At 64.8% G+C, this 20,476-nt stretch carries 21 protein-coding genes and 1 pseudogene; 13 read left to right on the forward strand and 9 right to left on the reverse strand.

Going from position 1 to position 20,476, the window contains the following annotated elements; all coding sequences use genetic code 11:
• Positions 1-36: 36 nt before the first annotated feature.
• The 3 genes from DIE16_RS30095 to DIE16_RS36800 are packed head-to-tail and all read right to left on the reverse strand — an operon-like array spanning position 37 to position 858.
• Positions 37-234, reverse strand: a complete 198-nt coding sequence (locus tag DIE16_RS30095) for a CsbD family protein (protein ID WP_044849025.1) — start codon at positions 232-234, stop codon at positions 37-39.
• Positions 235-289: 55 nt separating this feature from the next.
• Positions 290-634: a BON domain-containing protein gene (locus DIE16_RS30100; protein WP_044849024.1), complete on the reverse strand. Its 345-nt coding sequence runs from the start codon at positions 632-634 to the stop codon at positions 290-292.
• A gap of 59 nt (positions 635-693) precedes the next feature.
• The gene (locus DIE16_RS36800; RefSeq protein WP_167357956.1) at positions 694-858 is read right to left on the reverse strand and encodes a hypothetical protein; all 165 of its coding nucleotides are present in this window, start codon (positions 856-858) and stop codon (positions 694-696) included.
• Positions 859-1,252: 394 nt separating this feature from the next.
• Here DIE16_RS36800 and DIE16_RS30105 point away from each other — a divergent pair, with 394 nt between their 5' ends.
• The 4 genes from DIE16_RS30105 (at position 1,253) to DIE16_RS30125 (ending at position 6,096) form a co-directional block, all read left to right on the forward strand.
• Positions 1,253-2,788 carry a helix-turn-helix transcriptional regulator gene (locus tag DIE16_RS30105; RefSeq protein WP_124524189.1) on the forward strand — a complete coding sequence of 512 codons (1,536 nt, stop codon included), beginning with the start codon at positions 1,253-1,255 and terminating at the stop codon, positions 2,786-2,788.
• A gap of 155 nt (positions 2,789-2,943) precedes the next feature.
• Positions 2,944-3,135: a CsbD family protein gene (locus tag DIE16_RS30110; protein ID WP_044849023.1), complete on the forward strand. Its 192-nt coding sequence runs from the start codon at positions 2,944-2,946 to the stop codon at positions 3,133-3,135.
• Between the two features lie 428 nt (positions 3,136-3,563).
• Positions 3,564-4,715, forward strand: a complete 1,152-nt coding sequence (locus DIE16_RS30120; protein ID WP_124893991.1) for a branched-chain amino acid ABC transporter substrate-binding protein — start codon at positions 3,564-3,566, stop codon at positions 4,713-4,715.
• A 208-nt stretch (positions 4,716-4,923) separates the two neighbouring features.
• On the forward strand, positions 4,924-6,096 hold the full coding sequence (locus DIE16_RS30125; RefSeq protein ID WP_124489279.1) for an FAD-binding oxidoreductase: 1,173 nt from the start codon (positions 4,924-4,926) through the stop codon (positions 6,094-6,096).
• A 125-nt stretch (positions 6,097-6,221) separates the two neighbouring features.
• Here the strand turns inward: DIE16_RS30125 and DIE16_RS30130 are convergent, their stop codons facing one another.
• From DIE16_RS30130 to DIE16_RS30145, 4 genes and pseudogenes are all read right to left on the reverse strand, one after another.
• Entirely contained in the window at positions 6,222-6,794 is a 573-nt protein-coding gene (locus DIE16_RS30130; RefSeq protein ID WP_124489280.1) for a PAS and helix-turn-helix domain-containing protein, read from the reverse strand.
• A gap of 388 nt (positions 6,795-7,182) precedes the next feature.
• Positions 7,183-7,407 (reverse strand): annotated as a pseudogene (locus DIE16_RS37580) (DUF5943 domain-containing protein); the annotation flags it as partial.
• Between the two features lie 31 nt (positions 7,408-7,438).
• The gene (locus DIE16_RS30140; RefSeq protein WP_124489282.1) at positions 7,439-8,410 is read right to left on the reverse strand and encodes a dipeptidase; all 972 of its coding nucleotides are present in this window, start codon (positions 8,408-8,410) and stop codon (positions 7,439-7,441) included.
• 56 nt (positions 8,411-8,466) lie between these two features.
• Positions 8,467-9,813, reverse strand: a complete 1,347-nt coding sequence (locus tag DIE16_RS30145; protein ID WP_044849019.1) for an MFS transporter — start codon at positions 9,811-9,813, stop codon at positions 8,467-8,469.
• Between the two features lie 199 nt (positions 9,814-10,012).
• Between DIE16_RS30145 and DIE16_RS30150 the strand changes: the two genes are divergently transcribed.
• The 9 genes from DIE16_RS30150 (at position 10,013) to DIE16_RS30195 (ending at position 17,912) form a co-directional block, all read left to right on the forward strand.
• Positions 10,013-10,201, forward strand: a complete 189-nt coding sequence (locus DIE16_RS30150) for a hypothetical protein (RefSeq protein WP_059819600.1) — start codon at positions 10,013-10,015, stop codon at positions 10,199-10,201.
• Between the two features lie 443 nt (positions 10,202-10,644).
• Positions 10,645-10,905: a helix-turn-helix transcriptional regulator gene (locus tag DIE16_RS30155; protein ID WP_124893993.1), complete on the forward strand. Its 261-nt coding sequence runs from the start codon at positions 10,645-10,647 to the stop codon at positions 10,903-10,905.
• A gap of 4 nt (positions 10,906-10,909) precedes the next feature.
• Positions 10,910-12,253 carry a type II toxin-antitoxin system HipA family toxin gene (locus tag DIE16_RS30160; protein ID WP_124893994.1) on the forward strand — a complete coding sequence of 448 codons (1,344 nt, stop codon included), beginning with the start codon at positions 10,910-10,912 and terminating at the stop codon, positions 12,251-12,253.
• A 241-nt stretch (positions 12,254-12,494) separates the two neighbouring features.
• Positions 12,495-13,694: a PLP-dependent aminotransferase family protein gene (locus DIE16_RS30165; RefSeq protein ID WP_124893995.1), complete on the forward strand. Its 1,200-nt coding sequence runs from the start codon at positions 12,495-12,497 to the stop codon at positions 13,692-13,694.
• 10 nt (positions 13,695-13,704) lie between these two features.
• The gene (locus DIE16_RS30170; protein WP_044849029.1) at positions 13,705-13,893 is read left to right on the forward strand and encodes a hypothetical protein; all 189 of its coding nucleotides are present in this window, start codon (positions 13,705-13,707) and stop codon (positions 13,891-13,893) included.
• An 87-nt stretch (positions 13,894-13,980) separates the two neighbouring features.
• Positions 13,981-14,589, forward strand: a complete 609-nt coding sequence (locus DIE16_RS30175; RefSeq protein ID WP_124893996.1) for a pyridoxamine 5'-phosphate oxidase family protein — start codon at positions 13,981-13,983, stop codon at positions 14,587-14,589.
• A 175-nt stretch (positions 14,590-14,764) separates the two neighbouring features.
• A complete protein-coding gene (locus DIE16_RS30180; protein WP_124893997.1) occupies positions 14,765-16,045 on the forward strand; it encodes an epoxide hydrolase family protein in 1,281 nt (426 codons plus the stop codon).
• A 287-nt stretch (positions 16,046-16,332) separates the two neighbouring features.
• Positions 16,333-17,376: an alpha/beta fold hydrolase gene (locus DIE16_RS30190; protein ID WP_124893999.1), complete on the forward strand. Its 1,044-nt coding sequence runs from the start codon at positions 16,333-16,335 to the stop codon at positions 17,374-17,376.
• Positions 17,376-17,912, forward strand: coding sequence for a cytochrome P460 family protein (locus tag DIE16_RS30195; protein ID WP_124894000.1), 537 nt, complete (start codon positions 17,376-17,378; stop codon positions 17,910-17,912). Before DIE16_RS30190 ends, DIE16_RS30195 begins: the two co-directional genes overlap by 1 nt.
• Before the next feature lie 156 nt (positions 17,913-18,068).
• Here DIE16_RS30195 and DIE16_RS30200 read toward each other — a convergent pair whose 3' ends face one another.
• Positions 18,069-19,550 carry a virulence factor gene (locus DIE16_RS30200; protein WP_260434477.1) on the reverse strand — a complete coding sequence of 494 codons (1,482 nt, stop codon included), beginning with the start codon at positions 19,548-19,550 and terminating at the stop codon, positions 18,069-18,071.
• On the reverse strand, positions 19,547-20,476 hold a 930-nt coding region (locus DIE16_RS30205), incomplete at its 5' end, for a hypothetical protein (RefSeq protein WP_124894001.1). The genes DIE16_RS30205 and DIE16_RS30200, both read right to left, overlap by 4 nt.

Here is a 20,476-nt window from a genome sequence, read left to right on the forward strand (position 1 = left end):
CGGGATGCGCCGCGGCGGGGTGAGACGACCGGCGCGTTACAGCTCGCGATCGAATTCCTTCAACTGCTTCTCGGCTTCGTCGCGCGCAATCCCGTAACGCTCCTGGATCCTGCCGGAGAGGTAGTCGCGGTTGCCTTCGGCGACCTTCAGGTCATCGTCGGTCAGCTTGCCCCACTTCGCCTTCATCTTGCCGGTCAGCTGCTTCCATTGACCCTTGATCTTGTCCTCGTTCATGATGCGCTCCTGTCATAAGGGGAGAAAAAAGTGCGGCACGCGGCCGCGTGATAGCTCAGGCCTTCGCCTTCAGGCCGGCTGCGTCGACGTGCTTCACGCCCTTGATCGAGCGCGTCGCGGCGACGGCCTTCTTCACCGCGATCCTCGACGGCAGCACGCCCGTCAGCGTGACGACGCCGTCGACCGTCTTCACGCTGATGTGCGTACTCTTCACGCCCTCGGTGGTCGCGAGTTCGCTCTTCACCTTGGTCGTGATCCACGTGTCGGTCACGGGCTGGTTCGATTCCGTCTTCATGCCTTCGTCGGACGACGACGCCTGTGCGTTCGTGAGCGGGGCGGCGCAAAGCAGGAACGCCGCGCTGACGGCGAGCAACGCCGACAGGTTCGAGGTCTTGTTCATGGGATGTGCTCCTTCGATTGACGTGATGGATGGGCGAGTCGGTGCAGGCGCGCCGCGCGTCATCGCGCGATCGGCGTGTCGTAGCCGGGCTCGCGCGGCGGCATGTCCGGACGCGGCACGTCGGGCGGCAGCGGCACCGGCGGATCGGTGCCGGGCGACGGTTCGGGCGGATTGTCCGGAGCCGGCTCGGGCCGCGTCGGATCGGGTGTCTGATGCAGCTTCATCAGTTGGTCCTCCTCTGCGGTATGGAAGGGCAGCGCGTGAGCGCCGATGCAGTACCAGCGTACCGGCGCGAACGCATGCGGGCATCGCGCAAATTCACCGGATCGGCTAGTGCGTTTGCACGGGGACGGAACGGGGAAGCGGGAACGGGAAATGCGTCGTGACACGCGCGATGCGGGACGACAGACGCGGGAGGCGCGCCGCGCGCCGCTTGGCGGGACGGCGCACGCAGGCGGCGCGGCATGCGAATGTACTATTGCGCAGGGTGCATCCGTGCCTCTCGACCGCGTCGACCGCACGCGATCATCGCGGCGCGCGCCGGCCGCACATGTCGGGGCTTATCGGCGCGGCGGCGACCCGCCCGGCAACAATATCGACCACGTGGACCACCGATCAATGGACGAACGAGTCAACGAACAGGTGCTCAAGTCGCATACCGACCGGCGCCAGCTGCATCAGATCATCGCGGGGCTCACCGAGGGCGTGATCCTCATCGAACCCGACCAGCGCATCGTATGGGCGAACGAGGCCGCGCTCGCGATGCACGGCGTGACCGAGCTCGACGCGCTCGGCGCGGACGTCACCGAGTATCGCGAGCGCTTCCGGCTGCGCTACCGGAACAACCGTCCGGTGCGCGACGGCCACTATCCGATGGACCGCGTGATCGCGGGCGAGGAGTTCAGCGACGTGACGGTCGAAGTCGAATCGGCGGCCGACGAGAACGTGAGCTGGGTTCACCGGATCCGCAGCCTCGTGCTGACGAACGCGGCCGGCGAGCCCGACTGTCTCGCGCTCGTGCTGCACGATGCGACCGAATGGGCGAGCGCCGAGGATCGCTTCGAGCGCACGTTCAACGCGAACCCGGCGCCGGCCGTGATCTGCCGGCTCGACGACCTGCGCTACGTGAAGGTCAATCAAGGCTTCCTAGAGATGACGGGCCATGCGCGCGACGACGTGCTCGGCCGCTCCGTCTACGAACTCGACGTGCTCGAACAGGCCGAGCGGCGCGAACTCGCGATCGAGCGGCTGGGCGAGGGCGCGACGATCCCGCAGATGGAGGCCGTGCTCAAGCGCGCGGACGGCGGCACGAAGGCGGTGGTGGTCGCCGGGCAGCCGATCGACATGAACGGCGAGCCGTGCATGCTGTTCACGTTCATGGATCTCGAGCCGCGCAAGCAGGCCGAGCTCGCGCTGCGGCAGAGCGAGGAGCGCTTCGCGAAGGCGTTCCGGATGGCGCCGGTCGCGACCGCGATCGTCACGGCCGACGGTTTCGTGCTGCTCGACGTGAACGATGCGTTCGTCGGGATGGCCGGCCATGCGCGCGACGACCTGCTCGGCAAGTCCGCGGACGAGATCGGCCTGTGGGCCGAACGCGGCGCACGGCAGTGCATCGACACGCAACTCGCGCGCGACGGCAACGTGCGCAACGCAGATGTGCAGATCCGGACGCGCGACGGCGACGTGCGCGATTGCGTCGTGTCGGCCGAGCCGGTCGCGATTCACGGGCAGGATTGCCTGCTGATCGCGCTGCTCGACATCAGCGATCGCAAGCGCACCGAGATGGAACTCGTCTATGCGATCGAGACCGCGATGCAGGATGCGTCGTGGTTCAGCCGCACGCTGATCGAAAAACTGGCGAACGTGCGGCGCGCGAATGCGCCGGACGCGGGCGCGCAGCTGTCGGACCTCACCGCGCGCGAGCGCGACGTGTTCGACCTGCTGTGTCACGGCCTCGCCGACAAGGAGATCGCCGGCCGTCTCGGGCTTGCGCCGAACACGGTCCGCAATCACGTCGCGACGATCTACGCGAAGCTCGACGTGCATAGCCGCGGCGAGGCGATCGTGTGGGCGCGCGAGCGCGGGATTGTCGGCACGTCCGACGCGAACGGTGCGCGAGGCGAGAAAGCTGCCGACAAGGACGGCAAGAACTGACGCCGCCGTCGGGCCATCGGTGCGAATGCACCATGCAGGCTGGTGCATCCGCATCTGCCGCGCGCGGCGCGCGGCTGCGATCCTGTCCACTCGGCGGTGCGGCGCGGGCTGCCGTGCCGTCGTCTCTCTCCCCCAACTCATCGCAGGAGACGACCATGGACAGGAATCGCATCGAAGGCAAGCTCAAACAGGTGAAGGGGTCGGTCAAGGAAGCGCTCGGCAAGGTGACGGGCGACCGCGAGACGGAAGCGGAAGGCGTGGCGGAGCAGCAGGCCGGCAAGCGTCAGGAGCAGGCCGGCGAGGCAGCCGATGCGGAGCGCAAGCAGACGGGCACCGACCGGCATTGAGCGGCACCGGGCGCCATTGATCGAATCGCGCGAGGTGCGCTGCGTTGCCGCCGTGTGGCACGGCGATGATTCTCCATCGGCATGACCCGGCGCGGCCTTGGGGCAACGGTACGTGCGCGCATCCCGCTCGATGCGTTCGCTTCCAGGCCGCCGTCGCGCGGGCCGCGGATCGGTGGCACGGGCACTTGATGACAATTCCTCACAACATAGTTCCGATATTTCGTTTGCTGCACGCGTATTGGCTACCCACAATCGGTTCACCTCTTTCGCGCTGACAGGTTCTCCGGAGACGGAACCGCGGTGATCGACCGGCAGGCGATGCGCCATGAGCGATGCCCCGGCGACAGAAAAAATCACCGGCACGCGGGAGGTCGCCGGCGCGCGATGGTCGCGCGTCGCATCCCGACCCACAGAAGAAGGATTGGCCGATGACGTTCCGCATTCGTTCGCTTTCCGGCATTGCTTTGACGGCTGCGATTCTCGCGTTCCAGACGGGCGCGGCCCATGCGCAGGAAACCGTCGTCAAGGTCGGCGTTGCCGTGCCGCTGACCGGCGGCGGCGCCGCGTATGGCAAGGACATCGAGAACGGCGTGCGAATGGCCGTCGACGAGGCGAACGCCGCGCACCCGACGATCGGCGGCAAGCCGGTGAAATTCGTCGTCGCGTCGCAGGACGACCAGAGCGATCCTCGCATCGGCGTGCAGGCCGCGCAGCAGCTGACCGACGCGCAGGTGGCCGTCGTCATCGGCCACTTCAACTCGGGCACGACGCTGCCCGCGTCGAAGATCTACGCGAAGGCCGGCATTCCGATGATCACGCCGTCGGCGACCAATCCCGACATCACGCGCGCCGGGCTCGGCACCGTGTACCGCGTGATCGCGACCGACGCGCAGAACGCCGGCAATGCCGGTGCGTATGCGGCGAGCGTGACCAAGGCGAAGCGCATCGCGATCATCGACGACCGCACCGCGTTCGGCCAGGGCGAAGCCGACGAATTCGAGAAGGCCGCGAAGTCGAACGGCGGCACGATCGTCGCGCGCGAATTCACGAACGACAAGGCCGTCGACTTCAGCGCGCAGCTCACGAAGATCAAGAGCACGAATGCCGACCTGGTGTTCTTCGGCGGCCTCGACGCGCAGTCCGCGATGCTGGTCAAGCGCATGCGCCAGCTCGGCATCCGCGCGCAGTTCCTGGCCGGCGGCGGCGTGATGAACGCGAACTTCATCAGGCTCGCGGGCAATGCGGCCGAAGGCGCGTCGGTGTGGGAATACGGACAACCGCTGTCGCGTCTCGCGAAGGGCAAGCAGTTCGAAACGAAATTCAAGCAGAAGTACGGCGTCGACATGCTCGCGTATGCGCCGTTCGCGTACGACGCGACGTGGATCGCGATCAACGCGATGCAGAAGGCGAACTCGACGAAGCCGGCCGATTTCAACGGCGCGCTGAAGGGCACGCGCTACGACGGCATCACCGGCACGATCGCGTTCACGAGCACGGGCGACCTGAAGAACCCGAGCTCGACGCTGTATGAAGTGAAGAACGCCGCGTGGCAGCCCGTCACCACGCAAACGGCGGACTGAGTACCTGAATTACCCGAACGCGCGCGGACTTTCGCGGCGAGCCCGGACGTGCTGAAATAGCCCCAGCGATCGGATCCGATCGCGGCGCATGTCGGGGCGATGCGCCGGGGGCACGGTCTGCCGCGCACGGCGCCGCGCGCGACGCGGCACGAACAACCTTCGGGCGCGGCCGGCCGGCCGCGCCTTTCACGTGCAACTGGAGTCAGTCGTGAGTTCTCAAGTCGTCATCGTCGGCGGTGGTGTGATCGGCAGCTCGATCGCCTATTTCCTGCGCGCTACCGATCCGACGGTGTCCGTCACCGTCATCGAACGCGATCCCACCTATGCGAAATCGTCGTCGGCGCTGTCGGCCGCGTCGATTCGCCAGCAGTTCTCGACGCCGCTGTCGATCGAGATGTCGCTGTTCGGGATCGACTTCCTGCGCACGATCGGCGAGCGGCTCGAAGTCGACGGCACGCGCCCGTCGATCGATCTGCATGAAGGCGGCTACCTGTTTCTCGCGACGCCGGCAGGCGATGCGACGCTGCGCGAGAACCATGCGCTGCAGACGAAGCTCGGCGCCGATATCCGGTTGATGGATCGCGACGCGCTGCGCGCGAAGTTTCCCTGGCTGAACGTCGACGATCTCGTGTCGGGCGCCTATGGCGCGAGCGGCGAAGGGTGGTTCGACGGTTACGGGCTCGTGCAGGCGCTGCGCAAGAAGGCGCAGGCGCTCGGCGCGCGGTATGTGCCGGCCGATGTGACCGGCGTCGTGCGCGATGGTCGCAAGATCACGCACGTGGTGACGAACGACGGCGAGCGCTACGCATGCGACACGCTCGTCAACGCGGCCGGTGCGTGGACGCGCACGCTGTCGTCGATGATGGGCATCGACATTCCCGTGTACGCGCGGCGTCGCAGCATCTTCAACGTGTCGTCGCCGGCGAAGCTCACCGATTGCCCGCTGCTGATCGATCCGACCGGCGTGTATTTCCGGCCGGAAGGACGCACGTACATCTGCGGGACGTCGCCGAGCCCCGATCGCGACCCCGACGACCTGCCGCTCGACGAGGTCGATCACGACCTGTTCGACGAGGTGATCTGGCCGACGCTCGCGAATCGCGTGCCGGAGTTCGAAGCGCTGCGCGTGGAGAACTGCTGGTCCGGGTACTACGAGTACAACGTGTTCGATCACAACGCGATCATCGGGTATCACCCCGAGCTCGACAACGTCGTGTTCGCGAACGGGTATAGCGGGCACGGGCTGCAGCAAGGGCCCGCGACCGGGCGTGGAGTGAGCGAGCTGATCCTGGGCGGGCGATACGAATCGCTCGACCTGTCGTCGCTCGGCTGGGAGCGTGTGCTCGAAAACCGGCCGATCGTCGAAAAGAACGTCGTGTAGCGCGGCGTGACCGCCCGGTGTGTGGTGGGCGGGATTCTCCTTGTGTCTCAAACTGATTGGCCCGGCTTTGCCGGGCTTTTTTTATCGGAGCGGGAGGCCGGACGCGTCGTTCCGGCGCGAGCGGCTCAGGCCAGCAAGCAGGCGATCAGATCGTGCGTCGTGCGCACCTCGTACTTCCTCAACAAGCTCGCGCGATGAATATCGACCGTGCGCGGGCTGATGTTCAGCTCCTTGCCGATTTCCTTGCTGGTGAGCCCGTGAACCAGGAATGCCGCGACGTCGCGCTCGCGATCGGTCAACGTGCTGGCGACGTCGGGATGCTTCGCGTCGCCCGACAGGTCGGTGAAGGTCCAGATGGCCAGCTCGAAAGGCCGCTTCGGGTTGTAGCCGAAGCCGCACACGGTGACCCAGAAATGGCTGCCGTCGATGCGGCGCATGATGCGATCGTCGCTGAACCCCGCACGCTTCGCGAGCAGCGGCGCGAGGCGACGGCCGGTCGTCGCGAAGTCCTTCTGCTGCGGATACAGCTTCGCGAACGATTGGTCGATGATGTCGTCGCGGGTCGCCCTGAACAGTTGCAGCGCCTTCTCGTTGCAGTCGATCATGATGCGCTCTTTCGCCACGATCGCGGCGACGGGCAGATGCCTGAAGAGATCTTCGTAGTCGAGGCTTGGCATCGTGTCGGTCATGTTCGGCATCGGGTCGGCGGGTCCGAACCGTGGTCGGACCCAGGCTATCGGGCAGGTTCGCTCCTGTCGGATTGTAGCCGTAGCGCTTGCAGCACATTCAACCGACGTGAAAGACGCAGCAGTCGTGCCCTTCGCCCGCGCACCGGAGTTCGGTCGAATGCGCACGCGGGCCCCTGCTCGCCGTGTCGGGCGCGGTATCGTTGACCCAGTCCATTGCGCCGGAGAACCAGCCCGCGAACATGTAGCAGAGCTTGCCGTGCTTGTCGGGCTGGGCCAGCACGAAGGACGAGTGATGCAGATGGATGCGCGCGTGCGACGTCGCCGGATCGGCTTCGGCAATGCTGAACACGCCCCAGCCGCGCTGCGACAGACGCTTCAGATAATGTTCGAACACGGCCATGCCGGCGATGCCGTGCTGCTTCGCCTCCTTGTCGCACCAGTGATAGGCCGACTTGTAGCCGGCCTTGTAGAGAATCGACGCGTAGGCTTCGCGGCCGAGCGCCTCTTCCACGGCGACATGATTGTTCGTGAAGAAATGGCGCGGCACGTACAGCATCGGCAGCGCGTCGGTGGTCCAGACACCGGTGTCCGGATCGACGTCGATCGGCAATTGTGGCTGCATGGCGGGTGCGTGGTGGGTTCGTGTCGTGCGATCAACCGTTCCAGACTTCGCCGAACACCCGCAGCCAGTTCTCGCCCATCACCTTCCTGATGCGCGACTCGCTCCAGCCGGCGCGTTGCATCGCGGCCGTCAGGTTCGGGAATTCGCCGATCGTGCGGATGCCTTCCGGATTGACGACCTTGCCGAAGTCCGTCAGGCGGCGATAGCGGCCCTTGTCGTGCGTGATCCAGTCGAAGAACTCGGTGCTGTAGCCCTGCGTGAAGTCCGTGCCGATTCCGACCTTGTCCTCGCCGATCACGTCGATCACGTATTCGATCGCTTCGAGGTAATCGTCGATGGTTGCATCGGCGCCGCGTCGCAGGAACGGCATGAACATCGTGACGCCCACGAAGCCGTTCGCCTCCGCGATCTCGCGCAGTTGCTCGTCCGTCTTGTTGCGCGGATGTTCCTTCAGCGCGGACGGGCAGCAGTGCGAGTAGGTGACCGGCTTCTTCGAACAGGCGATCGCGTCGGACGAGGTTTTCGCGCCGACGTGCGAGAGATCCACCATGATGCCGACACGGTTCATCTCCTGGATCACTTCGCGGCCGTAGCCGGACAATCCGCCATCCGGTTCGTAGGAACCCGTGCCGACGAGGTTCTGCGTGTTGTAGCAGAGCTGCACCACATTCACGCCGAGTTCCTTGAACACTTCGATATAGCCGAGGTTGTCCTCGAACGCATATGAGTTCTGGAAGCCGAGGATGATGCCGGTCTTGTTCTCCTTCTTCGCGCGCAGGATGTCGTCCGTCGTGCGCACCAGCGTGAGGATTTCACTGTATTCGCGGATCTGCTGCTTCATCTCCGCGATGTTGTCGATCGTCTTCTGGAAGTCTTCCCACACGGAGACCGTGCAGTTGACGGCCGTGACGCCGCCCTTGCGCATGTCTTCGAACACCGATCGCTCGAAGCGGGAGATGTTCAGGCCGTCAATGATGATGCTGGCGTCGTGAAGGCTCGTCATGGTGTTGCTCCATGCGTTGGTTTAGTCGGCCCCGTTTGCACGAGCGGGGCGTGTACTCAAACCGCGCCTTCGACGCCGCGCTTGGCGGACTGGCCGGTTCTCGCGGTTGCCGGACCTGCGTCTTCGAGCGCCGTCTTCGACGTTTCCGGCAGGGACAGGCCGCCGATCATCGCCAGGATCGACACGGCGATCAGGTAATAAGCGGGCGACAGGTTGGTCCCCGTCGCCGAGATCAGCCACGTGGCGACGAGCGGTGCGGTACCGCCGAAGATCGTGTACGCGAGGTTGTACGTGATCGCCGATGCGGTATAGCGCGTTTTCGTCGCGAACACTTCCGACATCAGCGGTGCCGTCACGACGCCCGAGAACACCGCGCCGATGGCCAGCAGCGCGACGCCGGCCAGCGATTGCGACAGCACGCCCGAGCCGCCCAGCGAGAACGCCGGATACACCGACACGATGATGAAGAGGCCGGTCGTGGCGATCGTCGCGCGGCGGCCGACGAGGTCGGAGAAGAAGCCGGCGACCGGGCACAGGGCCGCGGCGAAGAAGAGGGCGAGCACCGTCACCAGGAGCGACGTGCCGCGAGACAGGTGCCCGGCCACTTGGAGGTAGGTCGCGAAATAGGTCGTGAACGTGTAGAACGACAGCGCCGTCACGGACACGAACGCGCCGAGCTTCAGGATATTCAGCGACTGCGAACGCAGCGTTTCCATCAGCGGCGCATGCGCGATGTCGTGCTTGCCTTCGAGCGCCTGGAACGCGGGCGTTTCATTCAGGTTCACGCGCAGGTACACGCCGATGAGGCCGACGGGTGCCGCGATCAGGAACGGCACGCGCCAGCCCCATTCGACCATTGCCTGCGACGACAGCGACGATTCGAGCAGATAGGCGACCACGGCCGCGCAGGCGAACGACGAGAAGGTCGACACCGGCACGAAGCTGCCGAAGAACGCGCGGCGGCGGCGCGGTGCGTGTTCCATCACGTACGCGCATGCGCCGGCGTATTCGCCGCCTGCCGAGAACCCCTGGACGCAGCGGATGATCGTGAGCAGCAACGGCGCCCAATAACCGATGCTCGCGTAGGTCGGGAGCAGGCCGATCAATGTGGTCGAGCCGGCCATCATCAGGATCGTCAGCGCAAGCGTGCGCTTGCGGCCGATCCGGTCGCCGATGACGCCGAAGACCAGGCCGCCCAGCGGGCGGAATGCGAAGGCCACCGCGAAGACGGCGAAGGTCTTCAGGAGACCGACCGTGGGATCGCCGCTCGGAAAGAATTCGCGCGTCAGGATGGTGGCGAGAAAGCCGTATGCGGCGAAATCGAACCACTCGACGAAATTGCCGATCGAGGCTGCGGCGATCACGCGTCGTAGCGTGCTGGTATCGACGTCCTGGGTGGTCATGGTCGTGTCCTCTTCGTAGGTATGGTTCGGTTCGCGTCGAAAACATCGTAGGGACGCCAATTACCTAGGTCCATACGTGTCAATTACCTAGGTAATCGGGGGCGGGGCGGGGGGCGGCTGCCGGCCGGCGTTGCCGGAGTTGAATAAGGGAGCGCGGAGGCTAGACTGGAAGTTCCCCATGCACACCATGGAGGGAGACATGACGACCATCTATGTCGTGAAGACCGGGCTTCAGTTCCTCTGTACCGGCGAGGACGGCGACATCGGCATGGCACCGGAGATCGAGGAAGCGATGTCCTTTCTTTCGTATGAAGAAGCGAAAAAGGTGGCGAGCGAGAACGCCGATCCGGGGTATGAGATTCTGGCGGTCGATATTGTGTGCCGCTGATGGGGGAGTTTCGCGGCGAGGGCTCGATGACGGAAGATGCCTCGGGGGCGCGCGCATCTTGGGGCTAGGTGCGGCGTCGCTTCCGTGCGGCCATCAACGCATGTAGCGGCACACCTGTAGTCACCTGTGACAACTGCCACGGCCGCGAGCCGCCGTGAAGCGCCAACACGTACCCGTCGAAAACCGTCGAACGTACTCTATTTGTGCGCGCGGCACGGCCGCATCACGTCCCTCAATCGATGATCAAACCGCAAGACCGTGATCGATGGGTATCGTTTGTCGATATCGACCGCGTGTAGCCAATCATGTAGCCCTTGGGCTACATCGGTGCCTGTTTCATCAATTTTTGTATCCCTGGGGATACAAAACCGCAGATGGCAATTTGTGCCTTTGGGGCTACAATTAAGCTAGGTTCACTCATTTTTGATGCCCCGGGGCTACAAATGACCACATTGTCCGATGTCGGAGAGATGCTGAAAGAAGCGCGCAGCGCGGTGGGGCTTTCCCAGAGAGAGCTCGCGGAGCGCGCCGGCATCGCCCGTACGACGCTTGCCCGTATGGAAACGCTTGCACGAAGCGACATGAGCGTATCCGCGCTGGTGCGCCTGCTTGAGGCAGCCGGCTACGATCTGCGCATGGTTCGGCGCGGACATCAGCGCACGCTGGACGATGTTCTGGCCGAACAGCGCAAGACCGAGGACTGACGAGATGCGCCTTAACGTCTATGTCAAAGGCAAGCTTGTCGCTCATCTCAATCGTCAGGCGGACGATTATGCGTTGCGCTACACCGACGATGCGACCGCCGACAACTTTGTCGGCTTGACGATGCCCGTTCGCGAAAATGCATGGGTGTGGCCTCGCGACTTGCATCCCTTCTTTCGCCAGAACTTGCCGGAAGGTTTTCTCCTTCAGGTGATTCGTGAGCAGTTCGGTCCTTATCTGGACGGAACGGACCTTTCGCTACTGGCTGTTATCGGAAGCTCGGGCATTGGCCGCGTGACCGTCTCACCCGAAGGAGGCTCGCCAGGCGGCGAGCTCGAACCGGTCGATCTCAAGCGCCTGCTGCACGAGGACATGACGACCGATCACTTCGCAGAACTGGTGCGGTACTACGCTCGCGCGGCGATTTCCGGAGCCGTGCCCAAGTTCCTGGCACCTGAATCCTCATCGTTGCAGACGCCTGTCGGCAAGCAGACACTGCGCACGAGCAGGCACATCATCAAAGGCTCCGATGAGCAAACGCCGTATCTGGGCTTCAATGAACATTACTCGATGCAGGTGCTGGCAAGGCTGGGCGTCGCCCGCGTCGCGGATACCACGATGTCGGACGATGGTCGCGTGCTCGTCGTCGATCGTTTCGACGTGGACGAGCAAGGCAAACCGGCATATGGCGTGGAAGACGCGTGCAGCCTGCTTGGCCTGCCTCCGCACGAGAAGTACCGTCCGTCAATGGAACAGGTTGTCAACGCAACGAAACCATACGTCCACGCTGCAAATTGGAGGCGGCAGGCCGAACAGCTAGGCTGGCTGATCATCACCAATCATGTGGTGCGTAACGCGGACTGCCATGCCAAGAACATCGCTCTCCTGTACTCGGGCATCGATGATGTCCTCTACACCCCCGCCTATGACATCGTCACCACGGAGGCTTACCCGCGGTTTGCGAACAATCCGCCCGCGCTGAGCGTCGACGGTCGCAAGACATGGGCACCCGGGAAGACGCTGGAGCGCTTCTTCAACTCCCGGCTCGGCATCCCGCCGAAGCAATATCGCGAGATGGTCGAGGCGCTCTGCGATTCGGCCGTGTCCACCGGGAAGGCAGTCGCCGAAGCGGCAAAAAACGATACGCGGTGGCAGTGGGTGGCAAAGCAGATGCTGCATGCGTGGAACGAAGGGATGGCGTCGCTACGGAGTGCCAAACCGCAGGCGGCACTGAGGGCGCTCACACCGGTGATTGATGCCGCCGGTTTCTCGGATGCGGACAAGGCCGACAATGGAAGAGAAGTGATCGGGCGCTCGGAATTGCTTGGAGAGCGCGGGAAAGGCGGGTGATGTCGGGTCACCGAGCCGCCGACAACCGGAAACCGGGGGAGTCTGCCGACCTCCCGAGAAGCGGCGAGCGCCGCCCATTTGATGACCAAACCGCAAGACCTAGTGCATAGATATCGTTTGCCGCAGCGTTAATGACTATCGACAATCGTGGCTCGAATTCCCGCCGTTGGCGCCTGAAGCGCCTTGGCGGGCGGCACCCGTCGGCTATCCCGGCCGTCGCTGCCATCCAGCTCACGACGACATGTACGCGTTCACGCCTTCATTCCAGAATCCTGCCGGTTCGCCGATCCGCGAGCTGTTCAAATACCTCTCCGAGCCGGGGATGATTTCGTTCGCCGGCGGTTACCCGGCCAGCGACCTGTTCGACGTCGACGGCCTGAACGCCGCCGCCGAACGCGCATACGCCCAGCCGGTCCGCTGCCTGCAATACGGCCCGACCGACGGCCTCGCCGAACTGAAGCAGCAACTGATCGCGTTGATGGCGCGCCGCAACGTGACGTGCACGCCCGCCGAACTGCTCGTCACGACCGGCTCGCAGCAGGGCCTCGATCTGCTATTGCGCGTGATGGTCGGCCCCGGCGACGTCGTGCTGACCGAACAGCCGGCGTACCCGGCGACGCTGTCGGCGATGCGTCTGCAAAAGGCGCGCATCGTCACGATCCCCGTCGACGGCGAAGGGCTCGACGTCGACCGCCTCGCGTCGCAACTCGCATCCGGCGCGATCGTGCAGCCGAAGCTGCTCTACACGGTCCCGACCTTCGCGAACCCGACCGGCGCGACGCTCACGCGCGAACGCCGGCTGAAGTTGCTGCGCCTCGCGGTGCAATACCGTTTCCTGATCGTCGAGGACGATCCCTACGGCGACCTGCGTTTCGCGGGTGAACCGGTGCCGTCGATGCTTGCACTCGCGAACGACGTCGAAGGCGCGCGCGACTGGATCGTGCATTTCGCGAGCCTGTCGAAAATCGTCGCGCCGGGGCTGCGCGTTGGCTGGACGATCGCGCCGGCCGAAATCGCGCGGCGCTGCGTGATCGCGAAGCAGACGGTCGACCTGTGCAGCACGCCGTGGACGCAAGCCACCGCCGCCGAGTATCTCGCCGACTGCGCACTCGAACGCCATCTGCCGCGCATCACGGCGGCCTACCAGAGCAAGTGCGACGCGATGTGCGACGCGCTGCGCGACGGTCTCGGCGACGCGATCACGTTCCATCGTCCCGAAGGCGGGATGTTCGTGTGGGCGCGCATCGGCGCGGTGTCGTCGGACGTGCTGCTGCAACAGGCGATCGCGAACAAGGTCGTCTTCGTGCCGGGCAAGGCGTTCTTCGCGGACAACGTCGACGCGGCATCGCTGCGGCTGTCGTTCGCCGCGCCCGATGTCGACGCGATCCGGGAAGGCGTGGCGCGCCTCGTGCGCGCGTATGGTGCGGCGCTGGCCGCGTGAGGAGACACACATGAACATGATCATCAACCACACCGCATGGATGGACGAAGCGCCGGGCATGGCCGATATCCGTCCCGTCGCGCACAAGTCGTCGCAGATCAGCGCGGGGCCGCAGTACGTGGCCGACGTACTCGGCCGCTTCGGCGCGGAGTCGACCGACACGCGTGACGCCGCACCGGCCGTCCTCGGCTACAACTGAACCCCGCGGCGGCGGGCTCGCAAGGAAAGCTCGTCGCCGAAACGGTTAAGCTGTCGCGATCGAATCGCGCAGGATCGCCACGCCATCATGTCGGACACCGACTCCCCTTCCGAATCGCTGACGGAGACGTACGACCGCCTTTGGTCCTGCCTCGAGTCCGGCGTCGGCACGCAGCGCTCGCCGTTCACGATGCTGCAGGCCGCGACGCTCGGCCTCGATGGTGCGCCGAAGGTGCGCACCATCGTGTTGCGGCAAGTGAGCCGCGCCGATCGCCTGCTGTCGTTCCATACCGATGTGCGTTCGGAGAAGGTCGCGGAATTGCGCCGTGACGCGCGTATCGCCATCGTCGCGAACGATCTCGATTCACTCGTGCAGATTCGCGCGGAAGGCGTGGCATCGATCTGCGACGACGAAGCGCAACGTCGCGCGGTCTGGCAATCGAGCCGTCCGCATACGCTGCTGCTGTATCGCGCACCGCTGCGCCCGGGCACGCCGATCGAGTCGCCCGAAGAGGCGCACGTCGCGGCAGGCGCAACCACAGGCACAGCGGCCATCGACGACGGTTACCGGAACTTCTGCCTGCTCCACGTCACCGTGACGCGCGTCGACTGGCTCGAACTCGCGTGCAGCGGCCATCGCCGCGCGGTGTTCGACGTGAACGACGACGGCTACGAGGGCCGTTGGGTCGCGCCCTGACGGCGACGTCCGCGTTTTTTTTGCTACAAACGCGTACAAGTCAGACAAATCCCCGATACATCAGACCTTTCAAATGGGCAACGCCGCGTGACCGGCGTGTGCCCGAATGAAAGCGAAGGCGCGCTCGGACGCGCGGCATGTTCACTTTCCACTTCACGAAAGGAGATGCCGAACGATGTCTTCCACACCGTTTTCCCCGACGCGTCGCCACCTGCTGGCCACTTCCGTGGCCGCCGGGGTCTCCGCGATGCTGCCCACCGCCGCGCTGCGTGCGGCCACCGGCGGCGACGGCATACGCCCGTTCACCGCCCATATCCCCGACGACGCACTGGCCGACCTGCGCCGCCGCCTTGCCGCGACGCGCTGGTCGGGCCGCGAGACCGTCGCCGACGAATCGCAGGGCGTGCGGCTCGCGCGCATGCAGGCGCTGCTGCGTTACTGGGGTACCGAATACGACTGGCGCAAGGGCGAGGCGCGCCTGAACGGCTTTCCGATGTTCATCACCGAGATCGACGGGCTCGACATTCACTTCATCCACGTGCGCTCGCGGCACGCGAACGCGATGCCGATGATCATGACGCACGGCTGGCCCGGTTCGATCTTCGAGCTGCTGAAGGCGATCGGCCCGCTGACCGACCCGACCGCGCACGGTGCGAGTGCCGACGATGCGTTCCACGTCGTCGTGCCGTCGCTGCCGGGCTTCGGTTTCTCGGGGCGTCCGGCGAAGACGGGCTGGGGCTCCGACCACATCGCGCGTGCCTGGGGCGAGCTGATGGCGCGGCTTGGCTATACGCGCTTCGTGTCGCAGGGCGGCGACTGCGGCTCGGTGATCTCGCACCGGATGGCGATGCAGCGCGTGCAGGGCCTGGCCGGGATTCACGTGAACATGCCGGCGACGGTGCCGCCGGACATCGCGACGCTGCTCCAGACCGACGCGCCGGCACCGGCGTCGCTGGCGCCGAAGGAGAAGGCCGCGTACGAGAAGCTCGCGACGTTCTATCGCGACAACTGCGGCTACTCGGCGATGATGGTCACGCGTCCGCAGACGGTCGGCTACGCGCTGGCCGATTCGCCGTCGGGTCAGGCCGCGTGGATGTACGACAAGATCTCGCAGTGGACCTACAGCGGCGGCGTGCCGGAACGGTCGATCCCGCGCGACGAGATTCTCGACGACATTTCGTTGTACTGGCTGACCAACACGGCGACGTCCGCCGCGCAGATCTACTGGGAGGATCACTCGAACAACTTCAACGCGGTGGACATCTCGCTGCCGGCGGCGATCACGGTGTTCCCCGGCGAGATCTACCAGGCGCCGCGCAGCTGGGCCGAGCGCAGCTATCACAACCTGATCTACTTCAACGAAGTCGACAAGGGCGGGCATTTCGCGGCTTGGGAGGAGCCGGAACTGTTCGCCCGCGAAGTGCGTGCCGGGTTCCGGCCGTTGCGTCGCGCGTAAGCGTGGCTTGACGGGAAAACGCGGGCCGGTGGCGATGCCGGCTCGTGTCGCGCGTCGCGCGCGGCCGACCGCGAACACCCGTTTCCGCCACGATTTTGAATCGCTGTATGTCGTACCCGAACACAGATACGTTGGCATACAAAGCGTCCGGGCGGTTCGGATATAAAACCGGTGAAGCGATTCACACGGCGGCGCGGTGCGATGCGCCGCCGCCGTGAATGGCGATACCGCATCGCCCGCACGTGCCGCGGGCCCCTTTCTTACCGATCGACAATGGAGAACGCGTCATGCCTGATACCGTCAACACCCGCCGCCGCCTGATTCTGGGCACGACACTCGCCAGCCTGAGCCTGGCCGACCTCGGGTTCGGCTCGCTGGCGCGCGCGCAGTCGGCGCCCGATGCGTCGACGCCGAAGCGCGCGGCCGGCGCGGCGTCGCTCGGCAAGATCCACCAGATCGACGCGGGCGTGCTGAACGTCGGGTATGCGGATCTCGGGCCGAAGAACGGCCCGGTCGTGTTTCTGCTGCACGGCTGGCCGTACGATATCTACAGCTACGCGGACGTTGCACCGCTGCTCACGGCGGCCGGCTATCGCGTGATCGTGCCGTACCTGCGCGGCTACGGATCGACGACGTTCCGCTCGGCCGACACGGTGCGCAACGGCCAGCAGGCGGTGACGGCCGTCGACATCGTCGCGCTGATGGATGCGCTCAAGATCGACCGCGCGGTGTTCGGCGGCTACGACTGGGGTGCGCGCACGGCCGACATCATCGCGGCACTGTGGCCGCAGCGCGTGAAGGCGCTGGTGTCGGTGAGCGGCTACCTGATCGGCAGCCAGGAGGCGAACCGCAAGCCGCTGCCGCCGCAAGCGGAATTCCAGTGGTGGTATCAGTTCTACTTCACGACCGAGCGCGGCGCGCTCGGCTACGCGGCGAACCGCGACGCGTTCAACAAGCTGATCTGGCAGCTCGCGTCGCCGAAGTGGCAGTTCTCCGACGAGACCTTCGCGCGCAGCGCCGCGTCGTTCCAGAACCCCGACCACGTGGCCGTCGTGATCCACAACTATCGCTGGCGCCTCGGGCTCGCGCAGGGCGAAGCGCAATACGACGACATCGAGCGGAGGCTCGCGGCCGGCCCGGCGATCACCGTGCCGACGATCACGATGGAAGGCGACGCGAACGGTGCGCCGCATCCGCAGCCGGCCGCGTATGCGAAGAAGTTCACGGGCAAGTACCGGCACCGGACGATCACCGGCGGCATCGGCCACAACCTGCCGCAGGAAGCGCCGCAGGCGTTCGCGGATGCGATCCTGCAAGTGGAGCATCTGTGATGCGGGTACACGCTAATGTCGTGCAGCGCGGCGTGCGCCGTGCATGCGTCGCGGGCGTGCTGCTGGCCGGCGCGTTGTCGGTGAGCGGCCCGGCTGCGCTTGCCGAACAGCCGAAGCCGGCTGCGTCGCCGATCTACGGCGTGACGATCCCGCCCGGCTACCGGAAGTGGGAAATGGTCGCGCCGGCCGAGGAAGCGGCACCGCTCGACGAATTGCGCGTGGTGCTCGGCAACCCGGTCGCGATCCGCGCGCTCGAACAGGCGACGCTGCCGTTTCCGGACGGCGCGATCCTCGTGAAGCTCGCGTACAAGCGCAAGCAGTCCGACGAGTTCGCGTCGGCGACGGTGCCCGGCCAGGCGACGACCGTGCAGGTGATGGTGAAGGATTCGCGTCGCTATGCATCGACGGGCGGCTGGGGCTTCGGGCGCTTCATCAACGGCGTGCCGGCCGATATCGGTCAGCACCAGACCTGCTTCGCGTGTCATCAGGCGCGCGTGAAGAATCACGACTATGTGTTCACGCGGTTTGCGCCTTGAGGGGGCGAGCGTGGCGGAACCGGCGAATGCGTGTCGTGTGGGGTACGCCGTTCGCCGTTCACCATCGTTCTGATCGCCGGTGCCGAATTGCGGGTGGCGCGGCGGAGCGGCCGAGCGAACCCGGTCGCCAACGATTGCGCCGCCGCGTAGTTTGCGTCACCACGAATAGCCTTGCATGCCGTAGTCGGTGTCGTGTCGACGACCCCACCAGGGGAGGTAAGCATTGTTGCCGCCGCGTGCGCGGAACCAGTCTTTGGCGGGATCGATCGGGGTGAGCTTCGATGGTGGTCTGACGACGACGGCGACGGGGTGCTCAGGATCGGTCGTGCCTGCGACCAGGGCGTTACCGCCGAAGTGGTTGATCCGGCCGATCGCGAGTGCGACGTCGGTCAATGCGCTGCCGGTTCCCATGTCGCCGAGCAGGGCGGCCGTGTTGAACGTCTGATTCGTGTGGTCGTATTCCGGAAGGGTTTCCGTCAACGTCCGCGCGAGCGAGACAACGCGTGACGACGCTGCGTCGCTGGGTACACCTGCGTCGTGGACGATGTAATTCAGGTCCGTGACCGCGACACCGGCGTTGCGTGCTGCTTCGTCGATCGTGGCTTTCCATGCCTGCACCGTTCGCGTCGTGCCGACCTTCGGCGAAAAATCGTGCGTGTTGCCGGTTGCGGCCTTGCCGATCCAGGCGAGCGGTTCGCGCTCGGTGTTGAAGTTCGGGCCCGCGAGGAACAGCACGACGAGGTTCTCGTTGATCTGCGCATCTGTGGGCGGGAAGTTCGGGGCGTCCCAGTTCATTGCCCATACGGTCTTGTCGGGGTTCGCCTGCAGGTAATCCAGCGCGTTGTTCAGCGATGTGAAGCCGGCGTTTGCGCCGCCTTGGGTGATTTGCACGTCGGGAGGCGTGTCGCGGCTCCAAAGCGTCTTGGGTGATGGCGGCCCAATCTCGAAGAAGTTCATCATCCGATCGACCATGCGCGACTTGGCAAAGGCCGGATCGAGTCGGGGCGGAACGGCAACTTCGACGCGTATGCCGGCGAGTTCGCGCCAATCTTTCTGGCTATCGGATTTCACGGTGTAGAAGTATTTCACGTTGCTGAAGTAACGTGCGCGTAGAAGCAGGATGAATTTGTCGATGTACTTGGCATAGAAGCCGTCGAACGTTTCCTCGCCTTCGTTGCCATATGCGATCCCCGCTACCGATTGCAGGGTGGTAAAGGACTTCGGATCGGTGCGGACCATGTCATCGTTTTTGTTCGGTGTCGCAAGCCCTTGCGTCCACAACGATTGCCATTCGGTCGGGTAGTCCATACGTTGCAATGGATTCAACCAGACCAGGCCGACAACCTGAGCGACGAATGGCTTCGTCGATTCTGCGGATCCGACTGCTGTACCTTCCTTCGGATCCCCGATAGGTGCGCCTTGTGCTGGACGCATCATGGCCGTAGTGAACGCAAAAACCATAGCCGCAGTCAGTGCGGGCACGACAAAAAAGCGTTTCATCCAATCTCCGATTTCCAAATGCGCAGGGTCAGGTTGTTCTACGTGCGCCATCAGCCAGGCCATGAGAGCAGTGGTGATCAGCCAGACACAAATAACGATAGCGATACGTCGCGGCCATGTAGCGATCAGCATCTTCATATGGCCCCCCCAACCTTTAAGTAAAACTGACCTTCGCGCTCATTCGAGATTGCGGCCGGCATCTCGCCTTCGCTTTTCTCTGCGTGTACCCATTCCTGGAGAGGCGTTCTAGCGAAAGAGCCAGACGCAAAATAGTCGGCATACTTCTTGTTCGGGGTGTCTTTGGGTATCCCATCGCCCATCCGCCAATCAGCCTCGATGCGCAGCGATTTGAGTTGCTTTTCCGTCAAGTAGCACAGGCCCACGGCCACGTCATACGCAAGCGCCTTTTCGGCATGCTCGGGGTTGGTCATCGTCGTTGAGTGATTCGTCGGGCTGTTGGTCGCGCCGCGATCGAGCCAATCGACAATCTGTTTGTCGCGCCATTCCTTGTAGCCTTCGGGCATCGCGCTTTTGCCGTCCTCGCCGATCACGTGGCCGTCGCCGTCGAGCCATTCCCTGTTCAGCGTTCGTCGCGCTTCCATCCGCATCAACGCGCGGTCCTCATAACGCTGCCCGGCCTCAGTGCCTGCCGTACCCTGCGCGACGCTATCCGTGTTCTTCGGCTGGTACTGGTCGTACGGATCATCGGCCCGCTTGTCTGCGTCGCTCTTGTTCGCGTCGCGCCAAGCAGCCGGCGGATCGTTGCCTTCGTTGAAGTCGCTTGTCGCATCGCCGTCCTTCGTCTCGACGGGTTTACCGAATCGCATCGCCTTCGGCGGGAACGGCTCGTCGAGTTCCGGCGCATCCGCCACCACCGTCCAACCCTTCGGCGGGTCAGCGTTCACGCGGAGCATGTTCAACGCCGAACTGATGCCAGTCACGACGAACATGAGCGGCGCGGTCGCCAGCGTCGCGGCTATCCCCAGAACGCTTTCGTTTCCTTTGAGCGCACCGATCAGATTGAATTTGGCCGGCGGTGACGGCGGATACCAGAATCCCGGCTT

This window comes from Burkholderia sp. Bp9090, assembly GCF_003857985.1.
Lineage (GTDB): Bacteria > Pseudomonadota > Gammaproteobacteria > Burkholderiales > Burkholderiaceae > Burkholderia.

Excerpts from the sequence above, each read along its gene's own strand:
- DIE16_RS30100 (WP_044849024.1), bottom strand. The coding sequence starts at position 634 with ATGAACAAGACCTCGAACCTGTCGGCGTTGCTCGCCGTCAGCGCGGCG.
- DIE16_RS30110 (WP_044849023.1), top strand. The coding sequence starts at position 2,944 with ATGGACAGGAATCGCATCGAAGGCAAGCTCAAACAGGTGAAGGGGTCG.
- DIE16_RS30170 (WP_044849029.1), top strand. The coding sequence starts at position 13,705 with ATGAACATGATCATCAACCACACCGCATGGATGGACGAAGCGCCGGGC.
- DIE16_RS30195 (WP_124894000.1), top strand. The coding sequence starts at position 17,376 with ATGCGGGTACACGCTAATGTCGTGCAGCGCGGCGTGCGCCGTGCATGC.
- DIE16_RS36800 (WP_167357956.1), bottom strand. The coding sequence starts at position 858 with ATGAAGCTGCATCAGACACCCGATCCGACGCGGCCCGAGCCGGCTCCG.
- DIE16_RS30120 (WP_124893991.1), top strand. The coding sequence starts at position 3,564 with ATGACGTTCCGCATTCGTTCGCTTTCCGGCATTGCTTTGACGGCTGCG.
- DIE16_RS30140 (WP_124489282.1), bottom strand. The coding sequence starts at position 8,410 with ATGACGAGCCTTCACGACGCCAGCATCATCATTGACGGCCTGAACATC.
- DIE16_RS30200 (WP_260434477.1), bottom strand. The coding sequence starts at position 19,550 with ATGAAGATGCTGATCGCTACATGGCCGCGACGTATCGCTATCGTTATT.
- DIE16_RS30165 (WP_124893995.1), top strand. The coding sequence starts at position 12,495 with ATGTACGCGTTCACGCCTTCATTCCAGAATCCTGCCGGTTCGCCGATC.
- DIE16_RS30105 (WP_124524189.1), top strand. The coding sequence starts at position 1,253 with ATGGACGAACGAGTCAACGAACAGGTGCTCAAGTCGCATACCGACCGG.
- DIE16_RS30150 (WP_059819600.1), top strand. The coding sequence starts at position 10,013 with ATGACGACCATCTATGTCGTGAAGACCGGGCTTCAGTTCCTCTGTACC.
- DIE16_RS30175 (WP_124893996.1), top strand. The coding sequence starts at position 13,981 with ATGTCGGACACCGACTCCCCTTCCGAATCGCTGACGGAGACGTACGAC.
- DIE16_RS30160 (WP_124893994.1), top strand. The coding sequence starts at position 10,910 with ATGCGCCTTAACGTCTATGTCAAAGGCAAGCTTGTCGCTCATCTCAAT.
- DIE16_RS30180 (WP_124893997.1), top strand. The coding sequence starts at position 14,765 with ATGTCTTCCACACCGTTTTCCCCGACGCGTCGCCACCTGCTGGCCACT.
- DIE16_RS30095 (WP_044849025.1), bottom strand. The coding sequence starts at position 234 with ATGAACGAGGACAAGATCAAGGGTCAATGGAAGCAGCTGACCGGCAAG.
- DIE16_RS30145 (WP_044849019.1), bottom strand. The coding sequence starts at position 9,813 with ATGACCACCCAGGACGTCGATACCAGCACGCTACGACGCGTGATCGCC.
- DIE16_RS30155 (WP_124893993.1), top strand. The coding sequence starts at position 10,645 with ATGACCACATTGTCCGATGTCGGAGAGATGCTGAAAGAAGCGCGCAGC.
- DIE16_RS30190 (WP_124893999.1), top strand. The coding sequence starts at position 16,333 with ATGCCTGATACCGTCAACACCCGCCGCCGCCTGATTCTGGGCACGACA.
- DIE16_RS30130 (WP_124489280.1), bottom strand. The coding sequence starts at position 6,794 with ATGCCGAACATGACCGACACGATGCCAAGCCTCGACTACGAAGATCTC.